A 13,450-nucleotide genomic window follows, 5' to 3' on the forward strand; every position below is an offset into this window, starting at 1 on the left:
TGCCGCCGCACGCCGATCAGTCCCCGCCTCCGTCGTCGTCCGAACCGCCGGCCGCGTCGTCATCGTCGTCGGGCGGGGGAGGGAGGGTGGTGGGGTTCTCGCTGCTGCGGGGCGGGGTGAGCGAGGGCACGGGCACTCCTCCGGGGGGCCGCGTGGTGGTGGGCGGTGGGTCGGGTGGGGAGGATTCCGGGGCGGGCAGCAGGGTCGGGCCCGTGCTGGGGGTGGGGGAGGGGACGAGCGGGGAGACGGAGGGGCCGTGCGGCGACTTCGGCGGCGCCGACTCCGAGGCGGGCGGGATGGCGTCCGCGCTCGGGTCCCCCACCTCGACGGAGGGCCCCAGATCCAGCGGCCGTCCCTGGTCCACCAGAGCCTTTCCGACCACCATCCCGGCCCCTGCCAGGGCGGCGACCACGGTGATCGCCAGATTGGCTTTGCGAAGCCTCTTCATGGGGGTGATTGTCCAGTCCAATCGAACAGTTGCCTGAAAGAGGAGAGGATTCTCATCTCTTGAGATCTCTTGAGAGACGGATGGGGCGTATGTGGTTGACGCTTGGCCGTTCCTTGGTGCGCCAGGAGATACGCGAGCCGGGCCCGGACCGCTCGGTAGCCACGGGGTGAATGACGGGCATGCCTTCAGCGGACCCGCGCGACAGCCCCCTCAGCGGGACCCTTCCGCCGCCGGTCTCCCCGCCGACCCCCTCAGTAGGCAGGTCCGACGTCCACCCGCTCGGGCGCGATCCCCAGTACCAGCTTCTCCAGCGCGTCCCGCACCGGCCCGAACCGGGCCACCCAGGTCTCCAGCAGGTACACCTCGCCCCGCTCGTCGATCCCGAGGAAGAACCGGCCCTCGTCGAGTTCGCCGATCGGGAAGACGGCCCGCCCCAGCGCGGCGCTCCAGTCGGCGAAGCGGTCCTCCTCACCGGTCAGCAGCCCGGGGTCGAAGTGGAAGGGCGTCCTGGCACAGGTGATGCCGGGCCCGTCGACCCGGACCCGCAGACCCCCGAACTCCGCGAGGAAGCCGCGCGCGGCCCTGTGCATCCGCACCAGACCGCTGGCCTCCAGCGCCGCCCGCCAGCCGCCGGTCGGGACGTTGCGGCCGGGCGCCCAGCCCGCCGCCCGCAGGGTCCGTTCGACCACGCCCGTCCTCCGGCGCGCCGCCGCCGCGTCGACCCACGCCCGTTCCACCGGGACGCGCTCGGGCCAGTCCGGTCGTGTGGCGCGCTGCCACGCGGTGAAGTCGTCCCGCAGGAAGCGCCGGTCCACCGGCTTCAGAGCGATCCGCGGCCGGTCGTCCGCCCACCAGACCTCGACGTCGCACGCGGTGCCCTCGACCGGCCAGCGGGCCGGGTCCCGGGGCAGGAGGGAGACGTCGACGTAACCGTCCACCGCCAGACCGAGGTCCATGAAGACGCCGATCGCGCCGGGGCGCGGGACCGCCGTCACCGTGCCGCGCAGCCGCTGCCCGAACCGCAGACCGCGCCGCACCCGCATCCAGTCTTCGGGGCTCACCATCACGCCATCCTGACCCGAGGACCGCGCCCCCGGCGCCGTGATTTGCCTCGTCGGACCCCGGTGACGTAACGTTGCATTCACCGACGCGGGGTGGAGCAGCTCGGTAGCTCGCTGGGCTCATAACCCAGAGGTCGCAGGTTCAAATCCTGTCCCCGCTACTCAAGGCCAAGGGCCGGAACCCTCAGGGTTCCGGCCCTTGGTGTGTCGTACGACGGCAGGTCGTACGAACGGTGTGGCGTACGGCCGTGTGGTGTGCGGCGGTGTGGCGTACGGCACTCAGTCCGGCTCGTGGCCCACCGCCTCCGCGTACAGCGCGCGGTCGACCGTGCGGGACTCCGGCAGGGGGTCGCCCTCCGCCACTCCCTGGGCCGCGTAGGCCGCTTGCAGTCGGTCCGTGGTGCCGTCGCGGATCTCCCAGTCCATGCGCAGGGACGGGGTAGAGCGCAGCACCGAGGCGTCCTGTTCCAGCAGTCCGGCGAGATAGCCGACGAAGGCCGGGTCGTCCTTGTAGTCGCCGGTGAAGTAGGTGTTCACCGTGCGGATGTAGGCGCGGAGCACGGCGACGCCCGCGTCCGCGTCGTCCGACAGCAGGTTCGGGCCGTACAGCAGGCCGCCGAGGGGCTCGCCCAGGGGCTGGCCGCCGAGGAAGGTGTAGCCCCGCTCGCCGTCCACCGTGCGCCACACCGGGTCCAGCAGCCAGGCCGAGTCGACGCCGCCGTTGCGCAGCGCCGTCAGTACGTCCGCCGAGCCCAGTTGCTGGTACTGGATGCGGTCCAGGCCGCCGCCGTGTTCCCGCAGCGCCCGCTGCATCGGGTACGCGATCACCGACCCCTTGCCGATCATCGTGCCGAGCTTGCGCCCGGCCATCTCGACCCGCCCGGCGTCCCCCTCCGCCCGCACCCAGAGCCCGCTCTTGGACGCCGGGTCGGGGGAGAAGTTCCCGGCGACCCACTTGATGTCGAAGCCGCCCTTGACGCCGTTCATCACCGCCGCCTCCGGGGCCGCCCACAGCGCGTCCAGATCGCCCTTGGCCAGCAGCGGCAGGGCGTCCGGGGTGGGCAGCACCTTCAGGGTGACGTCCAGGCCCTCCTTCTCGAACTCGCCCTTGTCCACCGCGACCCGCAGCGCGGCCACGTACTCGGCGCTCAAGGTGCCGGTGGCGATGGTCAGCGCACGGGGCTCGGACAACGGCTTCGGGGCGGGCGCGTTCGGGGCGCAGCGGGCGGGGGCGCGGTCGGCGGCGAGGTCCGACGGGTCGGTCCAGGCGGTCGGGCCACAGCCGTCGACCGGGGTGATCGTGCGGGGGCGGGGCTTCGTGCCGTTGTCGTTGTCGTCCGAGGTGCCCTGGGCGGAGCAGGCCGCCGATGCCAGCAGTCCGGCGACCGCCAGCAGGACACCTCCGCATCTGCCGCGTCTTCTGGGCCGGCCGGCGATATCGCTTCGGTTCATGACTGGCCCCGTCCGCGGTCGCGTGGTGCCCAGGGGGTGAGGAAGCGGCCCGCCAGGCGGATCAGTTCGGAGAACAGGACGCCGAGGACGGCGACGCACACGATGCCGACGAACATCACATCGTTCTGGAACAGCGCCCGGGAGTCGAAGATCAGATGGCCCAGCCCGTCCGCCGCCGCGATCTGCTCCGAGGCGACGATGACCAGCACCGCCACCCCGGCCGCGATCCGCGCCCCGACCAGCACCGCCGGGAGCGAGGCGGGCAGCAGCACATGGCGGAACATCTGCCAGGGCGACGCCCCGAAGACCCGGCCCGCGTCCCGGTGCCCGGCCGGGACCGCGATCACCGCGGACATGGTGGAGATCCACACGAAGAAGAACACCGTCGCCGCGACCAGCGCCACCTGCGGACCCTCGCCGAGCCCGAACATATTGAGGAAGATCGGCAGCAGGGCCAGCTTCGGCACCACGTACAGCGCGTCGAGCAGCGGCTCCAGCGCCGCCCTGACCAGGGACAACGACCCCATCAGCAGCCCGAGCAGATACCCGGCGGCGGTGCCGACGGCGTACCCGGCGAGCACGCGTCGCAAGGTGGCCCAGACGTCCGGCCACAGCTCACCGGCCGCCGCCCGGTCCCAGCCGTCGGCGAGGATCGTGGACGGGGCCGGGTAGACCCGGTCGTCGATCCACGCCTGGGCGGCGGCCAACTGCCAGAGCAGGACGAGCGCCAGCGGCACGGCGAGGGCGAGGGAGACCTCCAGGGCGCGGCGGCGGCGATGGGTGCGCCCGGGATGCAGTTCACGCGGCCCCGGCTCACGGACCAGCACGGATTCGGCGGGCGGGGTGCGCACGACGGTACTCATACCTGCACCGCCTCCTTGCGCAGCAGTTCCCACAGCTCGCCCTTGAGCGCGGTGAACTCGGCGGTGGCGCGGATGTCACCGGTGCGCGGGCGGGGGAACGGCGGGCGGTGCTCGGCGATGATCCGGCCCGGCCGGGCGGACATCACCAGCACCCGGTCACCCAGCACGATCGCCTCCTCCAGGCTGTGGGTGATGAACAGCGTGGTGGTGCGCAGCGCCTGGGTGATCTCCAGCAGCTCGTCCTGGAGGATCGTGCGCAACTGGGCGTCAAGCGCCGCGAAGGGCTCGTCCATCAGCAGCAGTTCGGGCTCGACGGCGAGGGCGCGGGCGATGGCCACGCGCTGGCGCATCCCGCCGGACAGGGTCGCCGGGTAGGCGTGGGCGAAGTCGGCGAGGCCCAGCCGGGCCAGCCAGTCGGCCGCGCGCCGGTCGCCCTCGCGGCGCGGGACGCCCTGGATGTCCAGACCGAAGCGGACATTGGCCCGCACGGTCTTCCAGTCGTAGATCCCATAGTCCTGGAAGATCATCGCGGCGGGGCGGGGGCTGGCGGTGCGGATCTCCAGGCGGCCGGTGCTGGGGCGCAGCAGCCCGGCGGCGATCCGCAGCAGGGTGGACTTGCCGCAGCCCGAGGGGCCTACGACACAGACGAACTCGCCCGCGGCGACGGTGAGGTCGAGCGGGCCGAGGGCGTCGACCGCGTGGGGGGTTCGGCCGAATGTGCGGGTCAGATCGGTGGCGGTGAGTTTCGGACGGTTCGCTTCCGGTGTGTACGGCTCTCCCACTGGGTCTCCTCGCGGAGTGCGGTACGGACTGGTGGGTGCCGTCGACCATATGACGGGTCGTCAGATTCGGGAAGGGATTCGGGAAGGGTGGGGACGGAACGGGACGGAGGGGCGCGGTGTCCGGGTGGGGCGTCTGGGTGGGGTGCCGGACATACCGAAGGCCCCGGCGCCGAAGGGGCACCGGGGCTCGGTGGACGTGCTGGTGCTGGTGCTGGTACTGGCGCTGGTTACGCGCTCGCGCAGTTCGGGCAGATGCCGCGGTACGTCATCTCGACGTCCGAGATCGTGAAGCCGAAGCGCTCGGTGTCGGGGAGGTCGGCCAGCGGATTGCCGGTCGGGTGGACGTCCCGGATCGCGCCGCACTGGGCGCACACCAGGTGCTGGTGCGGCCGGTGCGCGTTGGGGTCGTAGCGCTTGGCCCGTTTGTCGGTGCTGACCTCGAGGATCTCGCCGAGCGAGACCAGCTCGCCGAGCGTGTTGTAGACCGTCGCCCGGGAGATCTCGGGCAGCTTGGCCACGGCACGGGCGTGCACCTCGTCGGCGGTCAGATGGACATGATCACCGGCGAGCACCTCGGCGACGACACGCCGCTGCGCGGTCATACGCCATCCGCGTCCGCGCAGCCGTTCCAGAAGGTCACTCATGCCGACCACCTTAACAGCAAGGGGCCCAGGTCCTGAATAGGTGTGGCTTTAGAGCCCTGCTTGACTTGGACAATGTCCATTGTAGGATCGGAGACGACTTTAGGCGAGGAACAAGAACGTGCAGCTGGAGGCGGACGTGACGCAGGGACCGCTCACCACGGAGGCCGGTGCCCCGGTCTCCGACAACCAGAACAGTGAGGCCGCGGGGGTCGGCGGTCCGCTGCTGATCCAGGACCAGCTTCTGCTGGAGAAGCTGGCCCACTTCAACCGGGAGCGCATCCCGGAGCGGGTGGTGCACGCCCGAGGGGCCGGTGCCTACGGCACCTTCACGGTGACCGCCGATGTCACCCCGTACACCCGGGCCGGATTTCTCTCCGAGGTCGGCAAGGAGACCGAGGTCTTCCTGCGGTTCTCGACCGTGGCCGGGAACCTGGGGGCGGCGGACGCGGTGCGCGACCCGCGCGGCTTCGCGCTGAAGTTCTACACCGAGGACGGCAACTACGACCTCGTCGGCAACAACACCCCGATCTTCTTCATCAAGGACGGGATCAAGTTCCCGGACTTCATCCACACCCAGAAGCGCGACCCGTACACCGGCTCCCAGGAGGCGGACAACGTATGGGACTTCTGGGGGCTCAGCCCCGAGGCCACCCACCAGGTGACCTGGCTCTTCGGTGACCGCGGCATCCCGGCCTCGTACCGCCACATGAACGGCTACGGCTCGCACACCTTCCAGTGGACGAACGAGGCCGGGGCGGTCTTCTGGGTGAAGTACCACTTCAAGACGGACCAGGGGATCAAGAACCTCGCCGCCGCGGACGCCGAGCGGCTCGCGGGTAAGGACCCCGACTCCCATCAGCGCGATCTGCGCCAGGCCATCGAGCGCGGGGAGTTCCCGAGCTGGACCGTGCAGGTGCAGATCATGCCGGCCGAGGACGCGGCGGCCTATCGCTTCAACCCGTTCGACCTCACCAAGGTCTGGCCGCACGCGGACTATCCGCCGGTCACCATCGGCAGGCTGGAGCTGAACCGCAACCCGGAGAACGTGTTCGCCGAGGTCGAGCAGAGCATCTTCTCCCCGGCCCACTTCGTGCCCGGCATCGGCCCGTCCCCGGACAAGATGCTCCAGGCCCGGCTGTTCGCGTACGGCGACGCCCACCGCTACCGGGTCGGGATCAACGCCGACCACCTCCCGGTCAACCGCCCGCACGCCACCGAGGCCCGCACCCACGGGCGCGACGGCGCGCTGTACGACGGCCGTCACAAGGGCGCCAAGAACTACGAGCCCAACAGCTTCGGCGGCCCCCACCAGACCGACCGCCCCCTGTGGTCGGCCACCGCGGTCACCGGTCTCACCGGCGAGCACCCGGCTCCCTCGCACTCCGAGGACGACGACTTCGTCCAGGCCGGTGACCTCTACCGGCTGATGTCCGAGGACGAGAAGGAGCGGCTGATCGCCAATCTGGCCGGGGCCATCGCGGGTGTCTCGCGCGACGACCTCGCCGAGCGCGCGATCGGCAACTTCCGGCGGGCGGACGCGGACTTCGGCAAGCGGCTGGAGGCCGCGGTCCAGGCCATGCGCGGCTGACCCCGCCTGCCGGAGCGACGGGCCGGGTCCCCTGGACGGGGACCCGGCCCGCTTTCCTTGCCCTTTTCCCGGCCCGCTAGTTACGCGGGGACGCGCTGGCGGCGCGGGGCCCAGCAGCGGATGATGTCGCGGACCGAGACGATCCCGGCGGGTTCGCCGCGCTCCAGCACGATCAGATGGCGGAAGCCGCCGTGGGCCATGGCGTGCGCGGCCTCCTCCAGGGTCCAGGCCGGGGCGGCGAAGACGACATCGGTGGTGGTGTGGGCGTGGGCGCGTTCGATGTCCGGGTCCTGTCCCAGACCGACGGAGATGAGGATGTCGCGCTCGGTGAGTATGCCGATCCCGTCGGCGTCGGGGTCGTGGACCACCGCCGCACCGACCCGGCGCGCGGACATCAGCGCGGCGGCCTGGCGGAGTGTGTGGTCGGGGCCGATGGTGAGGACCACGGTGCTCATGGCGTCGCGGACGAGCATGGGCTGGAGCCACCTCCTTGGGAGTCCCCGCCCTCAGTGGGTCCGATGGGGTTTCATCGGTTGATTAGTTCATCGTTTCACAAATTCACAAGGGTGGGGGCTCTCAGAGTCGCAGGCAAAGGGAGAGTCAACAAGGGGGCGCGTACGGCCCGCCCTGGGGCGCGTGGAGGCGTTCGGGCTCCGGTGGCGGCCGGTTTTAGCGGCGGTTGTTGAGGTAGCCGAGCAACTCGTCGTGGAGGGGGCCGTTGGACGCGGCGGCGTTGCCGCTGTGCGGGCCGGGGCGGCCGTCGAGCCCGGTGAAGGCGCCGCCCGCCTCGGTCACGATGATCGCGGTGGCCGCCATGTCCCACAGGGACAGCTCCGGCTCGGCGCACAGGTCGACCGCGCCCTCGGCCACCAGCATGTACGGCCAGAAGTCGCCGTACGCCCGGGTGCGCCACACCTGCCGGGTCAGATCCAGGAATCCGGACAGCCGGCCCTGCTCCTCCCAGCCGGACAGCGAGGAGTACGCGAAGGACGCGTCCGCGAGCCGGTTGACCGCCGAGACATGGATACGGCTCGCGGAGGTCAGACTGCGGCCGGAGAACGCCCCGTGCCCCTTCGCCGCCCACCAGCGACGGCCCAGCGCGGGCGCCGAGACCAGGCCCACGACCGGCTGGTAGCCGCCCTCCGCCGCCTCCATCAGGGAGATCAGCGTGGCCCAGACCGGGACGCTCCGCACATAGTTCTTGGTCCCGTCGATCGGGTCGATCACCCAGCGCCGGGGGCCGGTGCCCGCCACCCCGTACTCCTCGCCGAGCACCGCGTCCCGGGGGCGGGCGCGCTGGAGCTGACTCCTGATGAGTTCCTCGGCGGCCTTGTCCGCCTCGCTCACCGGGGTCATGTCCGGCTTGGTCTCCACCTTGAGGTCGAGAGCCTTGAACCGTTCCATGGTGGTCGCGTCCGCGGCGTCCGCGAGAACGTGGGCGAGCCGGAGATCGTCGAGATAGTCGGGCATACCCGCACGCTATCTGTCCGGACCGGGGACGGGCCATGGGGGGCGCGTGGGTGTGTCACGGCGGAACGGGGGGACGGCGGAGCGGCGGCGCGGGGCCGCACAGTGCCGTGCGCTGCCGTACGGGGTTGCGCGGACCCTTGACACCTCCACCCCGCGCGTCAAATCTGTGCGGCAGTGTCGTTCCCCCTGGGAGGCGTGATGCCTGCTGCTCGGGAATCCCTGCTCGACGCCGCCTACACCGCGCTGGCCCGGCGGCCGTGGTCCGCGGTGCGGATGGTGGACGTGGCCGCGGCGGCCGGGGTGTCCCGGCAGACGCTGTACAACGAGTTCGGCGGCAAGGACGGCCTGGCCCGCGCCCTGGTCCGCCGCGAGGCCGACGGCTATCTCGCCGGTGTGGAACGGGCGCTGTCCTCCGCGGTCGACGCCCGGGAGCGGCTCACCGCGACCGCCGAGTGGATCACCCTCGCCGCCCGGCAGAACGCGCTGGTCGGAGCCATGGTCACCGGATGCTGGAGCGAGCGGCTGCCGAGGCCCTCGCTCGCCGCCGTGCCGTCGTCCGCCGCGGTGCCCGCGCAGCGCCGGGCCGACGGGCCGCTGCCCTCGCCGGGCGATCTGGTGGCCCTGGTCCGGGACCGGGCGGTCGCCGTGCTCGGCGGCGGGCGCGCCCGGCCGGGGACCGAGACCGCCGAACTGGCCCGCGCCTGCGAACTCGCGGTCCGCCTCGCGCTGTCCTGCGTCGCCGCGCCCCCGGGGGAGGGCGGCGTCGCCGGGCTCATACGGGACGCGCTGTCCCGCCAGACCACCGGATGACCCCAGAAAGGGCCGGACTCATGCGCCGGACGCCCCCGGGAGAGGGAGGACTCAGTGCGCCGGATGACTCCAGAAAGTGCCGGGGTCGGTGCGCCGGATGACCCCTGAAGGGGCCGGACTCGGACCGCCGGATGACCCCGGGAGAGGCAGGGACTCAGTGCGCCGGATGACCTCTGAAAGGGCCGGACTCAGACCACCGGATGCCCCCCAAGGGCCCGGAGTCAGTGTGCGGACCCCGAGAGCTGGAGGCCGACGACTCCTATGACCACCAGGCTGATCGAGACGATCTTCAGGACCGACACCAGATCGCCGAGGAAGACCATGCCGTAGATCGCCGTACCGGCCGCGCCGATCCCGGTCCACACCGCGTACGCCGGGCCCACGTCCAGCTTCTTCAGGGCCAGGGTGAGCAGACCGAAGCTGCCCAGGGCGAAGATGCAGAAGGCGACCGTCGGCCAGAGCCGGGTGAACCCGTGCGACAGCTTCAGACAGACGGCGAAGCCCGTTTCGAGCAGCCCCGCGACGATGACCAGCAGCCACGCCATGCGCAATCCTCCCGTAACTTCACGTTCTGTGACGTCCTGTGACCGCTTGTCAGACTTTACTAGGGCTTGGGATACGGCTGTTGCGATTATGCCCTTACCTGACCTTGAACGGATCAAACAACGCCAAGGTCAGTCGCCGTCCCGGCGCTCCCTGGTCGCCAGCAGCCGCCGCAGCGAGTAGAGCCGGGCCGGATCGGCGTGACCGTCGGCCACCCAGGCGTCCAGCGCGCAGTCGGGCTCGTCATGGCTGCACCCGCGCGGACAGTCCGCCGTACCGGGCTCCAGGTCGGGGAAGGCGTGGATGACCCGGGACGGGTCGATGTGGGCGAGTCCGAAGGACCGCACGCCCGGGGTGTCGATCACCCAGCCGCCGGACCCGGCCAGCGGCAGCGCGAGCGCCGAGGTCGTGGTGTGCCTGCCCCGGCCGGTCACCGCGTTGACATGACCGGTCAGCCGCCGCCGGTCCGCCGGGACCAGCGCGTTGACCAGCGTGGTCTTGCCGACCCCGGAGTGCCCGACGAACGCCGTCACCTTCCCGGCCAGATGCTCGGCGACCCGCTCCACCGCCGCCCCGCTCGCCAGCTCCTCCCGGCTGGTGACGACGAACGGGATGTCCAGGTCGCCGTACAGCTCCCGGAGCTTGTCCGGGGAGGCCAGGTCCGACTTGGTCATCACCAGCACCGGGTCGAGACCGCCGTCGTACGCGGCCACCAGACAGCGGTCGATCAGCCGGGGGCGCGGCTCGGGGTCGGCGAGCGCGGTGACGATCGCCAGCTGGTCGGCGTTGGCGACCACCACCCGCTCGTAGGGATCGTCGTCGTCCGCCGTGCGGCGCAGCAGCGAGGTGCGCTCCTCGATGCGGACGATCCGGGCGAGGGTGTCCTTGGTGCCGGACAGATCGCCGACCAGGGCCACCCGGTCGCCGACCACCGCCGCCTTGCGGCCCAGCTCCCGGGCCTTCATCGCGATCACCGTACGGTCCTCGACCAGACACGTCAGCCGGCCCCGGTCGACGGTGAGGACCATGCCCTCGGCCGCGTCCTCGTGCTTGGGACGGATATGGGTGCGCGGCCGGTTGCCCTTGCGGTTGGGGCGCGAACGGATGTCGTCCTCGTCGGTGTGCTTGCCGTAGCGGCGCATCGCGTGAACCCCTACGCCCCGAGCATCCCGGTCCACAGGTCGGGGAAGTCCGGCAGGGTCTTCGCCGTCGTGGCCACGTTCTCGATCTGTACGCCGTCCACCGCCAGACCGATGATCGCGCCCGCGGTCGCCATCCGGTGGTCCTCGTAGGTGTGGAAGATCCCGCCGTGCAGCCGGCGCGGGCGGATGCGCAGTCCGTCGGCGGTCTCCGTCACATCGCCGCCCAGTTCATTGATCTCCTTGGTCAGCGCGGCCAGCCGGTCCGTCTCATGGAGCCGGAGGTGGGCCACCCCGCGCAGGGTGGAGGGGGAGTCGGCGAGCGCCGCGACCGCCGCGATACCGGGGGTCAGCTCACCGACCTCGCTCAGGTCCACATCCACTCCGTGGATCGCGCCGGATCCGGTGAATTCCAGTCCGTAGTCCGTCAGTTCGCAGCTGCCGCCCATCTCCGTGAAGATCTCCCGCAGCCGGTCGCCGGGCTGGGTGGTACGGGCCGGCCAGTCCGGGACGATCACCTTGCCACCGGTCACCAGCGCCGCCGCCAGGAAGGGCTGGGCGTTGGACAGGTCCGGCTCGACGGTCAGATCGCGGCCGAGCAGCGCGCCCGGCGTCACCCGCCAGACATTGCGCTCGCCGCCCGACTCCGGGGTGTCCACCTGGGCGCCGACCGCGCGCAGCATGTCCACCGTCATCCGGATGTGCGGCATCGACGGCAGGGCGGAGCCGATGTGCCGGACCTCCACGCCCTGGTTGAAGCGCGCCCCGGACAGCAGCAGCGCGGAGACGAACTGCGACGACGAGGACGCGTCGATCTCCACCGGGCCGCCCTCCAGCGCCCCCGAGCCCTGCACGGTCAGCGGCAGCGCGCCCCGCCCGTCGTCGTCGATCCGGGCCCCGAGCACCCGCAGCGCGTCGATCACCCCGTGCAGCGGACGCTCGTACGAGCGTGGATCGCCGTCGAACCGGACCGGGCCGTCGGCCAGCGCCGCCACCGGCGGCAGGAACCGCATCACCGTCCCGGCGTTGCCGACGTCGACGGCGGTGTCGCCGCGCAGCCCGGCCGGGAGCACCCGCCACGCCTCGCCGGAGTCACCGGCGACCGAGGAGCTGGACGACACCGTCTCCTCGATGCCCACGCCCATCGCCCGCAGGGCACCGGCCATCAGCAGGGTGTCGCGGGAGCGCAGCGGACGGCGCAGCCAGCCGGGCTCGGAGGCGAGGGCGGCGAGCACGAGAGCACGGTTCGTGACCGACTTCGACCCCGGCACGTGGACCGTCGCGTCGACGGCTCCGCTCGCGTGCGGGGCGGGCCAGAGGGCGGTGTGCGTGGTGTTGGGGGCCATACACCCACCTTATAAGGGGCGGGGTGGGCGGTGTTTCGCCTCTCGCGGCCGGGCGGGGCCCGGTTCCGGGCGGTCACCCGTCCGCCGTGCGCCCCCCTTCCGCCGGGGCTTCCCCGTCCGGCGTCCGGCGTACGTCACTCAGGGCGGATTCCTGGCGCCGGGCTCGTCGCGCCGGGCACGCTCACAGCTCCAGCAGCCATCGGCCGCCGCCGATCAGCGAGCACAGCGACACCGCGTGGAACAGGAAGAACCACAGGCCCGCCGGGACGTGTGTCAGCCGGGACAGCTGGTCCGCGTCCGAGTCGCCCGCGCCGCCACGGGAGCGCTTCGCCTGGAGCTCGAAGGCCGGGCGCACCCCGCCGACCAGCAGGAACCACACCACCGTGTACGCGAACGCGGCCTGCACCTGCGGACCCGCCAGCCAGGACACCAGCAGGAAGGCCGCCCCACTGACGCACACCGTCAGGACGCCGTACGCGTTGCGGATCATCACCAGCATCGCCAGCAGCAGGGCCGTCGCCAGCCACAGCAGCAGCGTGATCCGGCCCGAGCCGAGCAGCGCGGCACCGCCGAGGCCGAGCAGCGGCGGGGCGGTGTAGCCCGCGGCGGCGGTGAGGATCATGCCGATGCCGTGCGGCTTGCCCCGGCTCACCGTCAGGCCGCTGGTGTCCGAGTGCAGCCGGATACCGGTCAGGCTGCGCCCGGTGAGCAGGGCGATCAGCCCGTGCCCGCCCTCGTGGGCGATGGTGATGGCGTTGCGGGATATCCGCCACGGGGCGTGCGGGACGACGACGGCCAGCGCGACCAGCAGGGTGCCGATCACCACCCATACGTCGGGGGCGGGCTGGGTGCCGGTCAGTTCGTCCCAGAGCGAGGTCGCTGTGGTGCTGTCCATGGGTCCGGGGCGCTCCCTGGTCTCTGTGGGCCTCGTGGTGGGCCTCGTGCTTCCGCGGGCCTCGTGTCTCGGTCGGCCACGTGTCTCGGTCGGCCATGTGTCTCGGTGGACCCTGTGTCTCGGTGGGCCTCGTGCGGAATCCGGCAGTGTGGCACGAGAGTGCGGACGCTAGGTAGGACGCCGGTCGGGACGCGATCGTTCCTGGGCGGGAAAGACCAGCTCAGAGCCGTGTGAGGGCTACCCGTGGCGGCTGTGGACAGGCCCTGAGGGTCCTGTGGCGCGCCCATGGATCCGGTCGCGATACGTCCCTTCCTCACCCCGGTTCGTCATTTCTCGCACAATTCCCTCACTTGAGGGGGACGGGCGGCGCGCGGAGCCCTACGCTGAGCGGCCTCCAGGGGAGAGCGGG

At 71.8% G+C, this 13,450-nt stretch carries 14 protein-coding genes and 1 tRNA gene; 3 read left to right on the forward strand and 12 right to left on the reverse strand.

Features of this window, described 5'->3' with window-relative positions:
- Positions 1–16: 16 nt before the first annotated feature.
- Together AB0D49_RS14065 and AB0D49_RS14070 are read right to left on the reverse strand one after the other, a co-directional pair.
- Positions 17–448, reverse strand: coding sequence for a hypothetical protein (locus tag AB0D49_RS14065; protein WP_362756073.1), 432 nt, complete (start codon positions 446–448; stop codon positions 17–19).
- Positions 449–699: 251 nt separating this feature from the next.
- Positions 700–1,512 (reverse strand): SUKH-3 domain-containing protein, encoded by an 813-nt coding sequence (locus tag AB0D49_RS14070; protein ID WP_362756076.1) that lies wholly within the window; start codon positions 1,510–1,512, stop codon positions 700–702.
- Between the two features lie 84 nt (positions 1,513–1,596).
- On the opposite strand from AB0D49_RS14070, the gene AB0D49_RS14075 reads away from it, so the two are divergent.
- Positions 1,597–1,670, forward strand: a tRNA-Met gene (locus AB0D49_RS14075).
- A gap of 118 nt (positions 1,671–1,788) precedes the next feature.
- Here the strand turns inward: AB0D49_RS14075 and AB0D49_RS14080 are convergent.
- The 4 genes from AB0D49_RS14080 to AB0D49_RS14095 form a co-directional block, all read right to left on the reverse strand.
- Positions 1,789–2,961: an ABC transporter substrate-binding protein gene (locus tag AB0D49_RS14080; protein WP_362756079.1), complete on the reverse strand. Its 1,173-nt coding sequence runs from the start codon at positions 2,959–2,961 to the stop codon at positions 1,789–1,791.
- On the reverse strand, positions 2,958–3,824 hold the full coding sequence (locus AB0D49_RS14085; RefSeq protein WP_362756082.1) for an ABC transporter permease: 867 nt from the start codon (positions 3,822–3,824) through the stop codon (positions 2,958–2,960). The genes AB0D49_RS14080 and AB0D49_RS14085 overlap by 4 nt, the downstream gene beginning before the upstream one ends.
- Complete coding sequence (locus AB0D49_RS14090) at positions 3,821–4,606, reverse strand: ABC transporter ATP-binding protein (RefSeq protein WP_362756085.1); 786 nt, start codon at positions 4,604–4,606, stop codon at positions 3,821–3,823. The genes AB0D49_RS14085 and AB0D49_RS14090 overlap by 4 nt, the downstream gene beginning before the upstream one ends.
- A gap of 227 nt (positions 4,607–4,833) precedes the next feature.
- Positions 4,834–5,250, reverse strand: coding sequence for a Fur family transcriptional regulator (locus AB0D49_RS14095; protein ID WP_362756088.1), 417 nt, complete (start codon positions 5,248–5,250; stop codon positions 4,834–4,836).
- Between the two features lie 124 nt (positions 5,251–5,374).
- Here AB0D49_RS14095 and AB0D49_RS14100 point away from each other — a divergent pair, with 124 nt between their 5' ends.
- Positions 5,375–6,838 (forward strand): catalase, encoded by a 1,464-nt coding sequence (locus AB0D49_RS14100; protein WP_362756889.1) that lies wholly within the window; start codon positions 5,375–5,377, stop codon positions 6,836–6,838.
- Between the two features lie 80 nt (positions 6,839–6,918).
- Here the strand turns inward: AB0D49_RS14100 and AB0D49_RS14105 are convergent, their stop codons facing one another.
- Both AB0D49_RS14105 and hisN read right to left on the reverse strand, forming a co-directional pair.
- The gene (locus AB0D49_RS14105) at positions 6,919–7,311 is read right to left on the reverse strand and encodes a CBS domain-containing protein (protein ID WP_362756091.1); all 393 of its coding nucleotides are present in this window, start codon (positions 7,309–7,311) and stop codon (positions 6,919–6,921) included.
- Positions 7,312–7,507: 196 nt separating this feature from the next.
- Positions 7,508–8,308 (reverse strand): histidinol-phosphatase, encoded by an 801-nt coding sequence (gene hisN, locus AB0D49_RS14110; RefSeq protein WP_362756094.1) that lies wholly within the window; start codon positions 8,306–8,308, stop codon positions 7,508–7,510.
- 198 nt (positions 8,309–8,506) lie between these two features.
- Between hisN and AB0D49_RS14115 the strand changes: the two genes are divergently transcribed.
- The gene (locus tag AB0D49_RS14115) at positions 8,507–9,118 is read left to right on the forward strand and encodes a TetR/AcrR family transcriptional regulator (RefSeq protein WP_362756097.1); all 612 of its coding nucleotides are present in this window, start codon (positions 8,507–8,509) and stop codon (positions 9,116–9,118) included.
- A gap of 221 nt (positions 9,119–9,339) precedes the next feature.
- Here AB0D49_RS14115 and AB0D49_RS14120 read toward each other — a convergent pair whose 3' ends face one another.
- From AB0D49_RS14120 to AB0D49_RS14135, 4 genes are all read right to left on the reverse strand, one after another.
- On the reverse strand, positions 9,340–9,663 hold the full coding sequence (locus tag AB0D49_RS14120) for a multidrug efflux SMR transporter (protein ID WP_362756100.1): 324 nt from the start codon (positions 9,661–9,663) through the stop codon (positions 9,340–9,342).
- Between the two features lie 129 nt (positions 9,664–9,792).
- Complete coding sequence (rsgA, locus tag AB0D49_RS14125) at positions 9,793–10,803, reverse strand: ribosome small subunit-dependent GTPase A (protein WP_362756103.1); 1,011 nt, start codon at positions 10,801–10,803, stop codon at positions 9,793–9,795.
- A gap of 11 nt (positions 10,804–10,814) precedes the next feature.
- A complete protein-coding gene (aroA, locus tag AB0D49_RS14130; RefSeq protein ID WP_362756106.1) occupies positions 10,815–12,146 on the reverse strand; it encodes a 3-phosphoshikimate 1-carboxyvinyltransferase in 1,332 nt (443 codons plus the stop codon).
- Between the two features lie 181 nt (positions 12,147–12,327).
- Positions 12,328–13,041, reverse strand: coding sequence for a M50 family metallopeptidase (locus AB0D49_RS14135; RefSeq protein WP_362756109.1), 714 nt, complete (start codon positions 13,039–13,041; stop codon positions 12,328–12,330).
- Positions 13,042–13,450 lie beyond the last annotated feature (409 nt).

This window comes from Streptomyces sp. NPDC048290, from assembly GCF_040652095.1.
Taxonomy (GTDB): Bacteria; Actinomycetota; Actinomycetes; order Streptomycetales; family Streptomycetaceae; genus Streptomyces.

Bases quoted from the DNA above. Each gene is read 5' to 3' on its own strand.
- AB0D49_RS14065 (WP_362756073.1), bottom strand. From the start codon at position 448: ATGAAGAGGCTTCGCAAAGCCAATCTGGCGATCACCGTGGTCGCCGCC.
- AB0D49_RS14070 (WP_362756076.1), bottom strand. From the start codon at position 1,512: ATGGTGAGCCCCGAAGACTGGATGCGGGTGCGGCGCGGTCTGCGGTTC.
- AB0D49_RS14080 (WP_362756079.1), bottom strand. From the start codon at position 2,961: ATGAACCGAAGCGATATCGCCGGCCGGCCCAGAAGACGCGGCAGATGC.
- AB0D49_RS14085 (WP_362756082.1), bottom strand. From the start codon at position 3,824: ATGAGTACCGTCGTGCGCACCCCGCCCGCCGAATCCGTGCTGGTCCGT.
- AB0D49_RS14095 (WP_362756088.1), bottom strand. From the start codon at position 5,250: ATGAGTGACCTTCTGGAACGGCTGCGCGGACGCGGATGGCGTATGACC.
- AB0D49_RS14105 (WP_362756091.1), bottom strand. From the start codon at position 7,311: ATGCTCGTCCGCGACGCCATGAGCACCGTGGTCCTCACCATCGGCCCC.
- hisN (WP_362756094.1), bottom strand. From the start codon at position 8,308: ATGCCCGACTATCTCGACGATCTCCGGCTCGCCCACGTTCTCGCGGAC.
- AB0D49_RS14115 (WP_362756097.1), top strand. From the start codon at position 8,507: ATGCCTGCTGCTCGGGAATCCCTGCTCGACGCCGCCTACACCGCGCTG.
- AB0D49_RS14120 (WP_362756100.1), bottom strand. From the start codon at position 9,663: ATGGCGTGGCTGCTGGTCATCGTCGCGGGGCTGCTCGAAACGGGCTTC.
- rsgA (WP_362756103.1), bottom strand. From the start codon at position 10,803: ATGCGCCGCTACGGCAAGCACACCGACGAGGACGACATCCGTTCGCGC.
- aroA (WP_362756106.1), bottom strand. From the start codon at position 12,146: ATGGCCCCCAACACCACGCACACCGCCCTCTGGCCCGCCCCGCACGCG.
- AB0D49_RS14135 (WP_362756109.1), bottom strand. From the start codon at position 13,041: ATGGACAGCACCACAGCGACCTCGCTCTGGGACGAACTGACCGGCACC.